Source organism: Microvirga medicaginis (genome assembly GCF_052658925.1).
On the sequence record NZ_JBQWEL010000008.1, the window covers coordinates 58610 to 74732 of the forward strand.

Sequence of the window (16123 nt, forward strand, 5' to 3'; positions counted from 1 at the left end):
TGTCGAGATGGGAATGAGGCGGTTACAGCGACCGCTTCACCTCTTCCACGCGGTAGCACTCGATGATGTCGCCGACGCGCATGTCCTGGTAGTTCTCGAAGGCCATGCCGCATTCCTGACCCGAGGTGACCTCGCGGACATCGTCCTTGAAGCGCTTGAGCTGGGACAGCTTGCCCTCGTGGATGACCACGTTGTCGCGGATGAGGCGGACATGAGCGCCGCGCTGCACCACGCCGTCGAGGACGCGGCAGCCCGCGACCTTGCCGACCTTGGACACGTTGAACACCTCGAGGATCTGCGCCTCGCCGAGCCGCTCTTCGCGCAGCGTCGGAGCCAGCAGGCCCGACATCGCCGCCTTCACGTCATCCACGAGGTCGTAGATGATGTTGTAGTAGCGGATCTCGATGCCCGCGCGCTCGGCGGCCTCGCGCGCTTCCTTGTGGGCGCGCACGTTGAAGCCGAGGATGATCGCACCGGACGCTTCCGCCAGCGTGACGTCGGATTCCGAGATCGCGCCGACGCCGGCCTGGATGATGCGGGCGCCGACTTCCTCGTTGCCGATCTTTTCGAGAGCGCCAGCGATGGCTTCCGCCGAGCCCTGCACGTCCGCACGGATCACGAGCGGGAACTCCTTGCGGCCCGCTCCGGCCTTCAGGTCGCGCATCATGTCGACCAGGGTGCGTCCGGCCGAGCCCATGCGGGCGGCGGCGCGTTCGCGCTTCTGGCGAGCACGATACTCGGTGATCTCGCGGGCGCGGGCTTCGGACTCGACCACCGCGACGCGGTCGCCTGCTTCCGGCGTGCCGTTGAAGCCCAGCACCTCGACCGGAACCGAGGGACCGGCTTCCTTTACGTTGGCGCCCAGATCGTTGATCAGCGCACGCACGCGGCCCCATTCGGCGCCCGCCACCACGATGTCGCCGGTGTGCAGCGTGCCGCGCTGGACGAGAACCGTGGCCACCGGACCGCGACCGCGATCCAGCTTGGCTTCGATGACGGTGCCTTCGGCCGAACGTTCAGGATTCGCCTTGAGGTCCAGGATTTCGGCCTGGAGCTGGAGACCTTCCAGCAATTCGTCGAGGCCTTGGCCGGTCTTGGCGGACACCTCGAATTCGAGGGTCTCACCGCCCATGGATTCCACGACGATCGAGTGCTGGAGCAGCTCGGTGCGCACCCGCTGCGGGTTGGCATCGGGCTTGTCCACCTTGTTGATCGCCACGATCAGCGGCACGCCGGCCGCCTGCGCGTGGGTGATCGCCTCGACGGTCTGCGGCATGACGCCGTCATCGGCCGCCACCACGAGCACGACGATATCGGTCACCTTGGCGCCGCGGGCGCGCATGGCGGTGAAGGCCGCGTGGCCGGGGGTGTCGATGAAGGTGATCTTGCCGCCGAGCGGCGAGGTCACCTGATAGGCGCCGATATGCTGCGTGATGCCGCCGGCTTCGCCCGAGACCACGTTGGTCTTGCGGATCGCGTCGAGCAGCGAGGTCTTGCCGTGGTCGACGTGGCCCATGATGGTGATTACCGGGGGACGGGCCGAGAGGTTCTCGTCCGTATCCGGCGTATCGAACAGGCCTTCCTCCACGTCCGATTCCGCAACGCGCTTCACCGTGTGGCCGAGCTCCTCCGCGACGAGCTGCGCGGTATCGGCATCGATCACGTCGGTGATCTTGTGCATCTGTCCCTGCTTCATCAGGAACTTGATCACGTCCACGGCACGCTCCGACATGCGGTTGGCGAGCTCCTGGATGGTGATCGTTTCCGGAACCGTCACCTCGCGGGAGATTTTTTCCTTCTGCTCCACTTGGCGGTGGCCCATCAGACGCTGGTTGCGGCGACGGAAGGCGGCGAGCGAACGTGTGCGCTCGTCGTCATCTGAGGTCGCATTGGCGAGCGTCAGGCGGCCGCGGCGGCGCTCCTCGCCGGGAGCGGCCTTCGGAGTCTTCGGAGCAGCCACGGGCTTTGCCGCGCCACCGGGGCGACGGGCTGTCCGCGGTGCCTCATCATCATCGATCTCGACGGCAGGGCCACGGGTCGCAACCGGCGGAGCGGTGCGGGCGTTGGGCTTCGCCGTCGCCGGATCCGGAACGGCCGGAGCCGCCGGACGCGCCATATGGTTCAGGCTCGGCGGACGTCCACCGGAGGTGCCGCCGGTCGCACGCGGACCGCCACCGAACCCGCCGGGGCGACCTTCACCGCGCGGACCGCCCTCGGAGCGGAAGCCACCGGGACGTCCTTCGCCACGGGGACCGCCCTCCGAACGGAAGCCGCCGGAGCGCTGGCCATCCGGGCGCGGACCGCCCTGACGGCCTTCGCCGCGCGGGCCGCCTTCGGAGCGGAAGCCACCGGGGCGACCTTCGCCACGCGGACCACCTTCGTGGCGCGGAGCCGGGCCACGGTCGCGGGCCTGTGCAGGAGCCGGTGCGGCCTGGGCAGGACGCGGTGCAGCCTCTTCGCCCAGACGACGGCGGGCCTCGTCCTCGGCGCGGCGCTTGCGCTCCTCGTCCTGACGACGGCGCTCTTCTTCCTCGCGCTTGCGGGCTTCGGCCGCTTCACGTTCCTTGGCTTCGGCAGCCTCGCGCTCGGCGCGGCGGGCAGCCTCTTCAGCCTGGCGCTTGCGCTCTTCCTCGTCCCGACGGCGGGCATCGACCAGGGCGTTCATGCGGGCATCGCGCTCCTGATCGGAGAGCGTCTGCAGCACCACGCCGGACCGGGGCGCGTTGGAAGAAGGGCCGGAGCGCTGCGGGCGTCCGCCCTGAGCCGGAGCTGCGGGCTTGGCAGCCGGGGCAGCCGGCTTCGGCGCGGCAGCGGGAGCTGCAGCCTGTTGGGGGGCCGGCTTGTCATCCTTGGCCCCACCGGGGCCAACGGCAGGGCGACGCTTCACCGTCTCGACCACAACCGACTTCGATCGGCCATGGGAGAAGCTTTGGCGCACCGTGCCTTGTTCGACGGGGCGCTTCAGAGACAGCGTCTTGGACGACACATGGAGAGTCTTGTCGCCCTGGTTTTTCGTATCACTCATTCCGCCTCAGTTCCTGCGGGTTTCAAAATCGTGGGTTCGCCGGTCTCGTTTCCGAGGCCAGATGGATCGGCTCCGATGCCGCAATAGGTGCGGTAACGATGCCAGCGGTTCAGAAAGCCGTCGCTCCCAGCGCCCGCGACGAGGGCAGCATGTATCACATGTGACCGGCCTAATGCCAAATCCAATTCGTCAATCGACAATGCTTGGATGACCGGAAAGCTAGATATTGCGCTGCCGAGGCGTTTTCGCAACGGGTTCGCCAATTTTCTTCGCCCATCTTCAGCCGCCTCTGCGGCATGAATAAGGGCAACGATGGGCTTATCCGTGACCGCCGACTCAACTTTCTGGAAGCCGGTGATGACGCAGCCCGCCTTGTTGGCGAGGGCCAGACCCTGTCGCAGGTCGTCCCGGAGCATGCGCTCGATGTCCTGGGAAAGGGTCTCGGAGGCTTTGGCCTCCGTCTTGAAGGCGCGGGAGAAGAGGCGGCGTTTGACCGCCTCATCCACCATGGTGGACCGGGCCGTCACCCAGACGCCCCGGCCGGGAAGCTTGTGCTTGAGATCGGGCACGACCTGACGGTCGGGCCCCAGGACAAAGCGGATCAGCTCCGCGGGGCTGTGAGCCTCGCGGGTGACGATGCAGGTGCGCTCCGGTTCATGCCGCGGCACGGGTGCTGACCTCGCTTTGCCATCGCCGTGGTTTAAGACGGCTGAGCCTCGGTCTCGGCCTCTTCGGCCGATCCCTCGGTCTCTACGGGTTCTTCAGGCTGCTCGATCCAGCCGGCCTTCACGCGGGCGGCCATGATCATGGATTCAGCCTCTGCACGGGACACGTCGAAGCCGTCGAGAGTGCCCTTGTAGCGGGTCGCATCGGCGCCCTTGCCCTCCGTCCAGCCGACGAGATCGTCGGTGGCGCAGCCGGCCAGGTCCTCGACATTCTTGATGTCGTTTTCGCCGAAGGCCACCAGCATGGCGGTGGTGACGCCGTCGATCTCCTTCAGATCGTCGGAGACGCCGAGCTCCTTGCGGCGGGCCTCGTTCTCGGCCTCGATGCGGGCCAGGTATTCCTGGGCGCGGCTCTGGATCTCGGCAGCGGTGTCCTCGTCGAAGCCCTCGATGGAGGCGACTTCGGCCGAATCCACGTAGGCGATCTCCTCGACCGAGCGGAAGCCTTCCGAGGCGAGCAGCTGGCCCACCACCTCGTCCACGTCGAGAGCGTTCATGAACAGATCGGTGCGCTCGGCGAATTCCTTCTGGCGGCGCTCGGATTCCTCAGCCTCGGTAAGGATATCGATGTCCCAGCCGGTGAGCTGCGAGGCCAGACGCACGTTCTGGCCGCGGCGGCCGATGGCGAGCGAGAGCTGGTCGTCGGGCACTACCACCTCGATGCGGTCGGCCTCCTCGTCGAGCACCACCTTCACCACTTCGGCGGGCTGCAGCGCGTTGACGATGAAGGTCGCTTGGTCGGGAGACCACGGAATGATGTCGATCTTCTCGCCCTGAAGCTCGCCCACGACCGCTTGGACGCGGGAGCCGCGCATGCCGACGCAGGCGCCCACGGGATCGATCGAGGAATCGCGCGAGGTCACGGCGATCTTGGCGCGGGAGCCCGGATCGCGGGCCACGGCCTGAACCGTGACGATGCCGTCATAGATCTCCGGTACTTCGGAGGCGAAGAGCTTCGCCATGAACTGCGGATGCGTGCGGGACAGGAAGATCTGCGGACCGCGGGTCTCGCGGCGCACGTCGAAGAGATAGGCGCGGATGCGGTCGCCCGGGCGGAAGGTCTCGCGCGGAATCAGCTCGTCGCGGCGGATGACCGCCTCGCCACGGCCGAGATCGACGATCACGTTGCCGTATTCGACGCGCTTGACGGCGCCGTTCACGATCTCGCCGATGCGGTCCTTGTACTCCTGGTACTGACGGTCACGCTCGGCATCGCGCACCTTCTGCACGATCACCTGCTTGGCGGATTGTGCTGCGATGCGGCCGAAATCGAACGGGGGCAGGGTGTCGGCGATCACGTCGCCCACCTGTGCTGCCGGATTGTGGCGGGCGCGGGCTTCCGAGAGGGTGATCTCGCGGGAATCGTTCTCGAGCGCGCCGTCCTCGACCACGAGGAGGTGGCGGGAGAGGCGCAGCTCGCCGGTCTTCGGATTGATCTCGGCATGGATATCGGTCTCGGCGCCGTAGCGGGAGCGCGCAGCCTTCGCGATGGCGTCCGCCATGGCGTCCAGCACGATCTGCTTGTCGATCACCTTCTCACGCGCGACCGCATCGGCGATCTGCAAGAGCTCAAGCCTGTTGGCGCTAACAGCCATCGAGGTCACTCCTTAATTCGGTTTTGTCTTGGACGGGCTGCGCGGTTCCGGCGCTTCCACCACGTCCGTGTCTTCATCGAGATCGTCCGTGGTCGGCGCGGTTCCCCGGCGCAGCGATTCACGGATCAGGTCATCCGTCAGGACGAGATGCGCCTCGCCCAGATCGGACAGGGGCAGGCGGGCGATGGGCTCCAGGCCCTCCTTCACGTCCGGCAGCTCGACCACGAGCTTTCCATCCTCCACGCCCCGGAGAAAGCCCCGGAAGCGCTTGCGGCCATCCATCGGGACGGCCATCTCGATCTTCGCCTCGTGGCCGGTCCAGCGCTCGAAGTCGCTGGCGCGCACGAGCGGGCGGTCGATGCCCGGCGAGGAGACCTCAAGATAATAGGCCGTCGAGATCGGATCTTCGAGGTCCAGAACCGGCGAAATCGCACGGCTCACGGTCTCGCAATCGTCCACCGACATGGTGCCGTCCGGCCTTTCGGCCATGATCTGCACGGTGCAGCCATTCGTGCCGGTCACCTTCACCCGCACGAGATTGAAGCCCAGATCCTCGATCACGGGCTCGACGATGGCAGCCACGCGGGCGGCAACGCCGTTTTCCGTAATCAGCCGCTTGTCGCGTTCGTTCGTCATGGCTCTCCGAAGCTCCGGCGTTCGAGCAATAAAAAAGAGCGGACCCGGCGGGGCCCACTCTCGACCAGCAGCTTGACGCTGCAACCAGAGCTGACAACCGCAGATATACTGATTCAAGCCCGAAAAAGCAAGGGTCCTGCAAAAGGGTCCTCTTTCGCGAACCCGTTGCCTTGATTCAGGAACACCACGTTATCGCGGCTTCAATGAGGCTATGCCGGAGCATCGGCACCAAAAGTGGATTTGCACTTTTGGGACAAATCGGATGCTCCCCTCCTTGATGGGCGCATCGTTGGATGCGACCCGAAGGGCCACGCTAGCGAAAACCGGGTCCACTTTTCCGCGCGATGCGCTAAAGGAAGTCATTCCCTGGAGAGCCTGCCTTGAAGATCTCCCGCCTGCTTCTTGCCCTCGTGCTGCTCCTTGCGGCCGCAGCCGCCTATTGGCGCCTCGGCAGGCCTCAGGACGTCGCCGTCGTCGCGCCCACGCGCGGCGATGCGGCGGAGATCGTCTATGCCACCGGCGTGGTGGAGCCGCGCACCTGGGCCAAGGTGACGCCGCTTCTGCGGGAGCGGATCGTCGAGCTGTGCAATTGCGAGGGCGAATCCGTGGAGAAGGGCGCCGTGCTTGCCCGTCTCGACGACCGCCAGCCGGAGGCAACGCTCGCGGAACTGAAAGCCAGACAGAAACTGATCGCGGCGGATTACGACCGGATTGCCGCTCTCGTCGAGCGCCGGGTTGCCAGCGAGCAGGCTCTCGATCGGGCCCGCAGCGAGCTCGGCCAGGTCCAGGCCCTCATCGCCGGCCAGGAAACGCGACTCGAATCCTATGTGCTGCGCGCGCCTATGGGCGGCGTCGTCCTGCGCCAGGATGGCGAGGTGGGGGAGGTGGCCGAACCCGGCACGGTCCTGTTCTGGGTGGGCGAGCCCAGGCCCTTGTGGGTGGAAGCCGACGTGAACGAGGAGGACATCCCGCGTGTGGCGGTGGGCCAGCGCGCGGTTCTCAAGGCCGACGCCTTTCCGGATCGGGTTCTGGAAGCAACGGTCGATTCCATCACGCCCAAGGGTGATCCGGTCGCCAAGACCTACCGGGTGCGGCTCGCCTTGCCTGACGATACCCCGCTGCGCATCGGCATGACGGTGGAAGTGAACGTGATCGTCCAGGTCTCCGCCAACGCACTTCTCGTGCCCACCAATGCGCTGCGCGGCGGCGCTCTCTTCACCATGGAGAATGGCGTCGCCAGGCGTCATGATGTGAAGGTGGGGATTCGCGGCGCGAGCAGCACGCAAGTGCTGTCGGGCCTCGATGAGACCGAGCGCGTGATCGTGCCGTTTCCGGAGGATCTCGCCGACGGGGCGAAGGTGAGAGAAAAGAGAGGCTGAGCATGCGCCTCATCCTGGAGCTGGCCCTGATCCATATCGCCGGACGCGGCCGTCAGACCATCGTGGCCATTCTCGGTGTCGCTCTGGGCGTCGGCTTTTCCATCGCCATGGCGGCGCTGATGCAGGGCACGGAGAAGGATTTCATCGCGCAGCTCGTCGACACCATGCCCCATGTGCAGATCAGCGACGAGCGCCGCACGCCCCGCCGGCAACCGGCGGAGGATCTGTTTCCCGCCGTGCAGTTCGAGGGCCTGCGGCCGAAGGAGGATCGCCGCGGCATTCTCAATCCCGCCGCCGCCTTCGCATCCCTGCGCTCCTGGGTGCCGGGCCGTATGGCGCAGAGCCTGCGCACGCAAGGCGTGGTCCGGTATGCAGGGCGCGACGTCGGCGTTTCCATCATCGGCATCGAGCCGGAAATCGAAGCAACGGTTTCCTCCGTCGCGGGCGATTTCGTGCAGGGAAGCTTCGATGCCCTGCAGGCGGGCGGCAACAACATCGTCGTCGGAGACACTCTGGCGCAAAGGCTCGGCGCGTCGATGGGCACGACGATCCAGCTCGTCTCACCCACAGGCCAGTCGCGCGGCTTCAAGATCGTCGGACAGTTCCACACCGGCAGCAATGCCCGCGACGAAGGCGAAACTTATGTGCTCCTGAAGAACGCGCAGATTCTCTCCGAGCGGCCGAATGCCATCAACGATATCCGCCTTCGCCTCGACGATCCGGAGACTGCGCCCCGCGTCGCCCGTCAGGCGGAAGCGGAACTCGGCTACAAGGCCGTGCCCTGGCAGGAGGCGAACGAGTCGCTGCTCGAAGCGCTCGTGGTGCGCAACGTGGTGATGTACACGGTGGTGGGCGCGATCTTGCTGGTCGCCGGTTTCGGCATCTTCAACATCATCTCCACCATCACCCACGAGAAGGCGCGTGACATCGCGATCCTCAAGTCGCTCGGCTTCACCCAGGGCAACATGCGCCGGCTGTTTCTCATCGAGGGATTGACGCTGGGTTTCGCCGGCTCCGTTGTGGGTTGGCTGATCGGTTTCCTGTTGTGCTTCGCGCTCTCGCAGGTCGAGTTCAGGATCTCGGGTGGCGCTGTCGGGCGTGAGATCACGCGTCTGCCGCTCTTCTGGTCGCCGTGGCACTATCTGATCGCATCCGTCTTCGCGCTTGTGTCGTCGGGGGTGGCGGGCTACCTGCCTGCGCGGCAGGCGGCGCGGCTCAATCCCGTCGACATCATCCGGGGTGCCACATGAGCGCGCTGATCGAAGCCGATCACCTCACCCGCATTCTGCCGGCCATCGTGCCGGTGACGCTGGTCCGCGATGTGTCGCTCACCGTCGGTGACAATGAATTCGTGGCGATCACCGGCCCGTCCGGCTCCGGAAAGTCGTCGCTTCTCTACCTGCTCGGCCTGCTCGATCGTCCCACCAGCGGCATGCTGAAAATCGCGGGGCAGGACACATCGCAATTGAATGACGACGAGCTGGCGCATCTGCGCCTCGAGAGCCTCGGCTTCGTGTTCCAGTTTCACTTCCTGCTGCCGGAATTCAGCGTGCTGAAAAACGTGGAGCTGCCGATGCGCAAGGCTGGGCGCCTCTCCGCATCCGAAATGAGCGAGCGTGCCGCGAGCCTGCTGGAGGATCTCGGCCTTGCAGGCCATCTCGACAAGCGGCCCGATCAGCTCTCGGGCGGCCAGCGTCAGCGCGTGGCGGTAGCCCGAGCCCTTGCCAACGATCCCCATGTGGTGCTTGCCGACGAGCCGACGGGAAGTCTCGACAGCAAGAGTTCTGAGCAGGTCTTCACCATCCTGCAGGATCTTGTGAAGAAGCGCGGCAAGACGGTGATCGCCGTCACCCACGACATGGACATCGCCGCCCGCGTCGACCGGCGCATTCATCTTGTCGACGGCAAGGTGGTGAGCGACGAGCGCGTTGCTCATGTGGTTGTGTAAGCGGCAGCCTTAGCGCATCGTGCGGACCCGGAGGGCCGCCTCGAACGATGCGCTCCTTTATGAAGGGAGCATCGGATCGAATCTCAAAAGTGCAAATCCACTTTTTACGTCCGATGCTCTAGGCGCGCACGAAGGTCAGATAGCTTGGCACGCGTCCTTCGCGGATGGCCTTGGCCTCGTAGCGGGTGCCCGGCCAGCCCTCATAGGGTTTGCGCCAGTCGTCGGCGCGCTCGGCGGTCCAGCGAAAATGCGCAGAGCGAAGCACCCGGGCCAGCACCCAGCCGATGTAATCGTCGATGTCGCTGGCAAAGCGCAGCTCCGCACCGGGCTTCATGACGCGCGCCAGCATGTCCAGCATCTCGTCCGAGACGAGGCGGCGCTTGCGCTGGCGGCGCTTCGGCCACGGGTCGGGATAAAGGATGTAGACCCGATCGAAGGATGCGTCGGGCAGGGTCGGCAGGAGCTTGGTGACGTCCTCGTCCCACACGCGGATATTGTCGAGCGTTTCGTGGTCGATGGCGGCCAGCAGTTTCGCCATGCCGTTCACGAAGGGCTCGCAGCCGATGAAGTTGATGTCGCGGTTGGTCCGGGCCTGGTGGGCAAGATGCTCGCCGCCGCCGAAACCGATCTCGAGCCAGGTTTCGCGGGCGTCCGCGTTCGGAAACTGGCTGGAGGGAGCGCTGCCCGGGGTCACGCGGATCGCGGGCAGCAGGTTCTGGATCAGATCATCCTGGCCGGCGCGAAGCTTCTTGCCTTTCCGGCGCCCGAAGAAAGCGCCGGCCTTTTGAGATGCTTCGCTCATGAGGGATCAGAAGGCCGACTTGAGGGCGTTGGCGAGGTCGGTGCGCTCCCAGGAGAAGCCGCCGTCCGCTTCCGGCTTGCGACCGAAATGGCCATAGGCGGAGGTGCGCGCATAGATCGGCCTGTTGAGGCCGAGATGCGTACGAATGCCGCGCGGGGAGAGGTCCATCACCTCCATGAGAACGGCCTCGAGCTTGTCCTCGCTCACCTTGCCGGTCTCGTGCAGGTCCACGTAGATCGACAGGGGCTTGGCCACGCCGATCGCATAGGAGAGCTGCAGGGTGCAGCGGTCGGCGAGGCCCGCAGCCACCACGTTCTTGGCGAGATAGCGGGCCGCATAGGCCGCCGAGCGGTCGACCTTGGTCGGATCCTTGCCGGAGAACGCGCCGCCGCCATGCGGGGCCGCGCCGCCATAGGTGTCCACGATGATCTTGCGGCCGGTCAGGCCGCAATCGCCGTCGGGGCCGCCGATCACGAACTTGCCGGTGGGGTTCACGTGCCAGATGGTATCGGCCGAGATCCAGCCCTCGGGCAGCGTCTGGCGAATGGTGGGCTCGACGATCGCGCGCACGTCGTTGGAGGAGAGGCTCTCGTCCAGGTGCTGCGTGGACAGAACGATCTGCGTGGCGGCGACGGGCTTGCCATTCTCGTAGCGGACCGTGACTTGGCTCTTGGCGTCGGGACCGAGCTTGGCGGCATCGCCGACTTTGCCCTTGCGGGCGGCAGTCAGGTTCTCGAGGATCTTGTGAGCGTAGTAGATCGGCGCCGGCATCAGCTCCGGCGTCTCGTTGCAGGCATAGCCGAACATGATGCCCTGGTCGCCCGCACCTTCATCCTTGTCGCCACCGGCATCCACGCCCTGCGCGATATGGGCCGACTGGGCGTGCAGGTAGACGTCGATTTCAGCGTTCTTCCAGTGGAAGCCTTCCTGCTCGTAGCCGATATCCTTGATGGCATCGCGGGCGAGCTGGACTACCTTGTCCTTGGTGATCGAGTCGGGGCCGCGCACCTCACCGGCGATGACCACGCGATTGGTGGTGGCCAGCGTCTCGCAGGCGACACGCGCTTCCGGCTCGGCCGCGAGATAAGCGTCGACGACGGCATCGGAGATCCGGTCGCAAACCTTGTCCGGATGGCCTTCGGACACCGACTCGCTGGTGAAGAGATAGCTTGACCGCCGCACGATAGAATTCCTTTGAGGCAAACACGAAAAGCACGGCTCACAGGGGCCGTAAGCCTACCGCAGGTCATGCCTCAGGCCAGCGGAAAGGTCAAGCGAACGCGTTCTTTATGACGAACGTTCCTGCTCGTCCTGGGCCGCGAGCGATGTCACCAGCTGCACGATGCTTTTGCGGACCTTGGCGCTCTTGATGCTGGTAAAGGTGCGGATGAGCTGCAGGCCTTCCGGGGTCGACATGACGTCTACAAGATAAGGCGGTGCTTCCTCTTCCGCAAAGCCGGGTTCGGTCTTGCCGCTCTTGATGCCATTGAAGAAGAAATGAATGTCGACGCCCAGGATCTTGGCGATGTCGACGAGGCGACCTACGCTGATCCGGTTCATACCTTTTTCGTATTTCTGAACCTGCTGAAAGGTAAGGCCAAGCATTTCGCCAAGCTTTTCTTGGCTCATGCCAATCGAAATACGGCGCATACGCACCCGTGTTCCGATTTCCTTGTCAATCGAACTGGTCGACTTCTTCATGGCCCCAGGCTTTCTTGTCAAAGCTGACGTAACGCCATGTCCTTTATCATCCTAGATGGAGGACACTCTTTGTTTTCGACGTACAATCAAGGCCATTAAGCAGATCAAAAGCATGGCCGTCAAAGAAAACCTACTTGCTTTTGAAGATAGATTTGCTTTCAATGCAACCGGAAGATTAGCGTCAAGGACACCCTCAACTCCAAGTGGAATACTGTCCACAATCCGGCCGTAAGGGTCGACAACGGCTGAGATTCCCGTGTTGGCGGCCCTCACCAGAGGGAGGCCTTCCTCGACAGAACGGAGGCGTGCCTGTGCAAAGTGCTGGTACGGTCCTGTGGTCTGACCGAACCAGCCATCATTGGTGAGGTTGAGGATCAGGTCGGGGCGGGGGCCCTCAGGGAGGATCTCACCGGGAAAGATCGCCTCATAGCAGATCGTGGCGGCCACTGGCGGCAAACCGGGAATGGTAAGTGCCTGGCGCTTTTCGCTGGGCTCGAAGCCTCCTGGGATATGCACGAACTGGCGCAGGCCCACGGCCCGGATCAGGGCATCGAGAAATTTCGGCACGTATTCGCCGAAGGGCACCAGATGCACCTTGTCGTACGACCTGAGAATGGTGCCGCGATCGTCGATCACCTGGATCGCGTTGTAGAACCGGCCCACCGTCTCGCCGGGCAGCGGCTCGTCCATACGCGCGGCACCCGTGATCAGCACGGAGCCCGGTTCAAGAAGGCCGCCGATCTGGGCGAGGGACGCCGGGTCGCGGTGGAGCAGGAACGGGAATGCCGATTCCGGCCAGATGATATGAGTGGCATCCGCAGCGGTTCGGCCATCGCGGCCGGTGCTCGCGCTTAAAGAGAGATAGCGCCGCATGATGGCATCGCGGTTACGCGGATTGAATTTTGCATCCTGAGGCAGGTTGGGCTGCATGATGCGCAGGCGCACGTTCTCGACGGCGGCTGTCGGCTCGGACGGAACGCGCCAGAAGCCGAAGGCCGCCATCGCGAGAAGCAGTGTCGCGGCAAGGCCCGGCACCGCCCAGCGCTCGCGGTTCGTGCTGCCGGTGAAGATCAGGGCGGGGGAGGCACAGATCGCGATGGCGAGGAAGCTCAGACCATAGAGGCCGACGAGCGAGGCGCTCTGCATGAGCCATAGATTTTGGCCGAGCGCCATGCCGGGATTGTTCCAGGGAAAGCCCGTGAAGAGGTGGCCGCGCAGCCATTCGCTGACCGAAAGTCCGAAAGCAAGGGCAAAGACGCGCGAGGCATCGGGCAGCCAGAGAAGGCGGGTGAGCGCGAAGCCGGAGGCGGTGAAGAAGGCGAGCAGAGCCGGAAGCCCCAGGACGCCGAAGGGCAGGGCCCAGGCGAACTGGTCCGCTTCCACGAGAAAGGCCGCGCCCAGCCACCAGAGCCCGGCCACGAAATACCCGAAGCCCCAGAACCAGCCGATGAGTGCCGCCGATTTGAGGGGAGCCCACCGGGAGGGACCCGCCTTGCCGGCCCCGTCGATGAGCCATACGGCGGTTGTGAGCGACAGGGCAAGCGCCGGCAGGAAGCCGAAGGGCGGCATGGCGAGCGCGCCGACGGCTCCCGAAAGCAAGCCAAGAAGCCAACGGTGCCATCCCCAGGCGAGGGTGACGCGATCGGCGATACGGATCATTCCGCCGCAGCGCTTTCGGGGCGCGGGGCAGATGATTCCACCTCGACCTCGGTGGATGGGACATGCCGGAGGATGCGCAGGCGCTTCACTCGGCGGGGATCGGCGTCCAGCACCTCGAATTCGAGGCCTTTCGGACCCTCGATGACTTCGCTGCGGGACGGTACGCGGCCGGCGAGCGTCACGATGAAGCCGCCGATGGTGTCGATGTCCTCGGCACCTTCCTCATCCGAGAGATCGACGCCGAGCGTCTCCGTCACCTCGTCGAGGCTGGCGCGGGCATCGGCAATATAAGTGCCGTCGGCCGCCTTGGCGATGGTGACCTCCTCATCCTCGTCGTGCTCGTCCTCGATATCGCCCACCACCATTTCCACGAGGTCTTCGATGGAAACGAGGCCGTCGGTACCGCCATATTCGTCGATCACGAGGGCCATGTGGGTGCGGGTTGCCTGCATGCGCACCAGGAGGTCGATGGCGGGCATGGAGCGCGGCACGAAGAGCACCGGGCGCAGGATATTGGCTTCAGCCAGTGCCATGGACAGATCGACCTGCCCGAGGCTCGGCGGGGGCGTGTCGTCGCTCGCTCCGCCTTCCGAGGCGCCGCTGTCGGCGCGCATGGCGATGAAATCGAGGAAGTCCCGGATATGGACCATGCCCTTCGGATCGTCGAGAGTCTCGCCGTAGACCGGCAGACGGGAATGGCCCGCCGTGCGGAAGAGGCTCAGGAGTTCGCCGAGATTGGTGTCGGATGCCACCGCCACGATATCGGCGCGGGGCACCATCACGTCTTCCACCCGGATGCGGTGGAACGAGAGTACGTTCTTGAGCATCGCCCGTTCCTGGGGCGAGAAGTCCGTGTCTTCGACGGAGGATTCCTCGAGAGCGTCCTCAAGATCGTGGCGGATGGAATCGCGGGGTTTTAGCCCCAGGCGGACGAGAACACGGTCGTACCAATGTTCTCGTGGATCTTCATCATCCGAGAGAGAGCGGACAGGGCGGTCGTTACGACTTCGATCTTCGTTCATATCAGTGTGAGTTTCAGCTGAAACGTTTTTTGCGTTTACGCTGCCATATCGCGATAGGGGTCGGCGATTCCAAGAGTGGCCAGCGCCTTCACCTCGAGAGCTTCCATGATCTCCGCCTCCGCCTCGGTTTCGTGGTCGTAACCGAGAAGATGCAGAACCCCATGGACGATCAAATGGGCGAAATGATGCGCGAGCTCCTTGGATTCCTCCTCGGATTCGCGCACCAGCGTTTCGTAAGCTAAAGCAATATCGCCCAAATGGCGAGGCCCAGTTGCCCCCGGCTGCTCGGGGGCTGGGAAAGAAAGCACATTGGTGGGCTTGTCCTTGCCGCGCCAGGTGCGGTTCAGCTCCTGGATCTGGGCGTCGTCGGTCAGCATCACGCTCGCCTCGAAGTCCCCATTGGCTTCGTATGTCACGGCCAAAGCGGCCGATGCGGCCTTCTGGGCGAGGACCTCCACGTCCGGGATCGTCTCCCAGTCGCCCTCCTCGATCATGATGTCGAGCTCGATCACGGTCTTACGTTCCGTTCGCGATACGATTGTTCCTGCGGCGGTGCCTCGCGTCCAGCCTTGTCGTAGGCGGCCACGATGCGGCGGACAAGATCGTGGCGCACCACGTCCGCCTCCTTGAAGGTCACGCGGGAGATGCCCTCGACGCCGTGGAGGATGCGCACGGCCTCGACGAGGCCCGATTTCTGGCCCGGCGGCAGGTCGATCTGCGTCGGGTCGCCGGTGATGATCATGCGTGATCCTTCGCCGAGGCGCGTCAGGAACATCTTCATCTGCATGGAGGTGGTGTTCTGCGCTTCGTCCAGCAGCACCAGGGAGTTGGTGAGGGTTCGGCCGCGCATGAAGGCGAGCGGCGCGATCTCGATCATGCCGGTCTGCAGGCCGCGATCTACATGGCGGGCCTCCATGAAGTCGTAGAGCGCGTCATAGATCGGGCGAAGATAGGGATCGACCTTCTCGCGCATGTCGCCGGGCAGGAAGCCGAGGCGCTCGCCCGCTTCCACGGCCGGCCGCGAGATGATGAGCCGATCCACCTGCCCCGCCTCCAGCAGCGAGACGGCATAGCCCACGGCAAGCCAGGTCTTGCCGGTACCGGCAGGACCTTCGGCAAAGACGAGCTCGTTCTGCTTGAGCGCCTTGATATAGGTGTTCTGCGCCGCGTTGCGGGCGCGGACCACGCCGCGCCGGCGGGTGGCGATATGGTCGAAGGCGGAGAGACCGGGCGTTGCGGTTTCCGCGTTCGGGAAGAGGGTGCCCTGCAGGGACGATTCCTCGATCGTGCCGTCTACATCGCCGGGACCAGGGGACGCGCCCTGGCGGGCGCGCTCATAGAGCGTTTCGAGAACGCGCCGGGCGAGTTCCGAGGATTCCGGCGTGCCCTTCACGGTCACCCGATTGCCGTTGGCGATGGCGGCCACGTTCAGGCGGCGCTCCAGATGCGCGAGGTTCTGGTCGTATTGCCCGAAAACAAGGCTGGCGAGGCGGTTGTCGTCGAAAGTGAGGACGATTTCGGCCTCTTCTTCGACGCCAGGATGGGAAGTGCTGGAGGGTTGTCCCTTCTGCGCTCGTGCGGTCGCGTTGTCCGCTGGCCTCAAATGCCTCTCCTCATGTGTTCGCCACAGG

14 protein-coding genes are annotated in these 16123 nt (G+C 64.8%); 3 read left to right on the forward strand and 11 right to left on the reverse strand.

Features of this window, described 5'->3' with window-relative positions; genetic code table 11:
* Window positions 1–22: 22 nt before the first annotated feature.
* From infB to rimP, 4 genes are read right to left on the reverse strand one after another with little or no spacing between them, the layout of a single operon-like run.
* Window positions 23–3025, reverse strand: a complete 3003-nt coding sequence (gene infB, locus ACUXUR_RS12250; RefSeq protein WP_445502633.1) for a translation initiation factor IF-2 — start codon at window positions 3023–3025, stop codon at window positions 23–25.
* Window positions 3022–3693: an RNA-binding protein gene (locus tag ACUXUR_RS12255; RefSeq protein WP_445502634.1), complete on the reverse strand. Its 672-nt coding sequence runs from the start codon at window positions 3691–3693 to the stop codon at window positions 3022–3024. Before ACUXUR_RS12255 ends, infB begins: the two co-directional genes overlap by 4 nt.
* A gap of 32 nt (window positions 3694–3725) precedes the next feature.
* A complete protein-coding gene (gene nusA, locus ACUXUR_RS12260) occupies window positions 3726–5345 on the reverse strand; it encodes a transcription termination factor NusA (RefSeq protein WP_445502635.1) in 1620 nt (539 codons plus the stop codon).
* Window positions 5346–5357: 12 nt separating this feature from the next.
* Entirely contained in the window at window positions 5358–5981 is a 624-nt protein-coding gene (gene rimP / locus ACUXUR_RS12265; protein ID WP_445502636.1) for a ribosome maturation factor RimP, read from the reverse strand.
* Window positions 5982–6361: 380 nt separating this feature from the next.
* On the opposite strand from rimP, the gene ACUXUR_RS12270 reads away from it, so the two are divergent.
* Genes ACUXUR_RS12270 through ACUXUR_RS12280 form a run of 3 tightly spaced genes read left to right on the forward strand, consistent with a single transcriptional unit; the run spans window position 6362 to window position 9308 of the window.
* Window positions 6362–7360 (forward strand): efflux RND transporter periplasmic adaptor subunit, encoded by a 999-nt coding sequence (locus ACUXUR_RS12270; RefSeq protein WP_445502637.1) that lies wholly within the window; start codon window positions 6362–6364, stop codon window positions 7358–7360.
* 2 nt (window positions 7361–7362) lie between these two features.
* A complete protein-coding gene (locus ACUXUR_RS12275; protein ID WP_445502638.1) occupies window positions 7363–8610 on the forward strand; it encodes an ABC transporter permease in 1248 nt (415 codons plus the stop codon).
* Complete coding sequence (locus ACUXUR_RS12280; protein ID WP_445502639.1) at window positions 8607–9308, forward strand: ABC transporter ATP-binding protein; 702 nt, start codon at window positions 8607–8609, stop codon at window positions 9306–9308. The genes ACUXUR_RS12275 and ACUXUR_RS12280 overlap by 4 nt, the downstream gene beginning before the upstream one ends.
* Before the next feature lie 118 nt (window positions 9309–9426).
* Here ACUXUR_RS12280 and trmB read toward each other — a convergent pair whose 3' ends face one another.
* The 7 genes from trmB to ACUXUR_RS12315 form a co-directional block, all read right to left on the reverse strand.
* Window positions 9427–10110: a tRNA (guanine(46)-N(7))-methyltransferase TrmB gene (trmB, locus tag ACUXUR_RS12285; protein ID WP_445502640.1), complete on the reverse strand. Its 684-nt coding sequence runs from the start codon at window positions 10108–10110 to the stop codon at window positions 9427–9429.
* A 6-nt stretch (window positions 10111–10116) separates the two neighbouring features.
* On the reverse strand, window positions 10117–11292 hold the full coding sequence (metK, locus tag ACUXUR_RS12290; protein ID WP_445502641.1) for a methionine adenosyltransferase: 1176 nt from the start codon (window positions 11290–11292) through the stop codon (window positions 10117–10119).
* A 105-nt stretch (window positions 11293–11397) separates the two neighbouring features.
* Entirely contained in the window at window positions 11398–11811 is a 414-nt protein-coding gene (locus ACUXUR_RS12295; RefSeq protein WP_445502642.1) for a helix-turn-helix domain-containing protein, read from the reverse strand.
* 51 nt (window positions 11812–11862) lie between these two features.
* Window positions 11863–13470 (reverse strand): apolipoprotein N-acyltransferase, encoded by a 1608-nt coding sequence (gene lnt / locus ACUXUR_RS12300; RefSeq protein WP_445502643.1) that lies wholly within the window; start codon window positions 13468–13470, stop codon window positions 11863–11865.
* Entirely contained in the window at window positions 13467–14492 is a 1026-nt protein-coding gene (locus ACUXUR_RS12305; RefSeq protein WP_445502644.1) for a hemolysin family protein, read from the reverse strand. The genes lnt and ACUXUR_RS12305 overlap by 4 nt, the downstream gene beginning before the upstream one ends.
* A 35-nt stretch (window positions 14493–14527) precedes the next feature.
* Complete coding sequence (ybeY, locus tag ACUXUR_RS12310; RefSeq protein WP_445502772.1) at window positions 14528–14986, reverse strand: rRNA maturation RNase YbeY; 459 nt, start codon at window positions 14984–14986, stop codon at window positions 14528–14530.
* Window positions 14987–15000: 14 nt separating this feature from the next.
* Window positions 15001–16095 carry a PhoH family protein gene (locus ACUXUR_RS12315; protein WP_445502645.1) on the reverse strand — a complete coding sequence of 365 codons (1095 nt, stop codon included), beginning with the start codon at window positions 16093–16095 and terminating at the stop codon, window positions 15001–15003.
* Window positions 16096–16123: the final 28 nt, after the last annotated feature.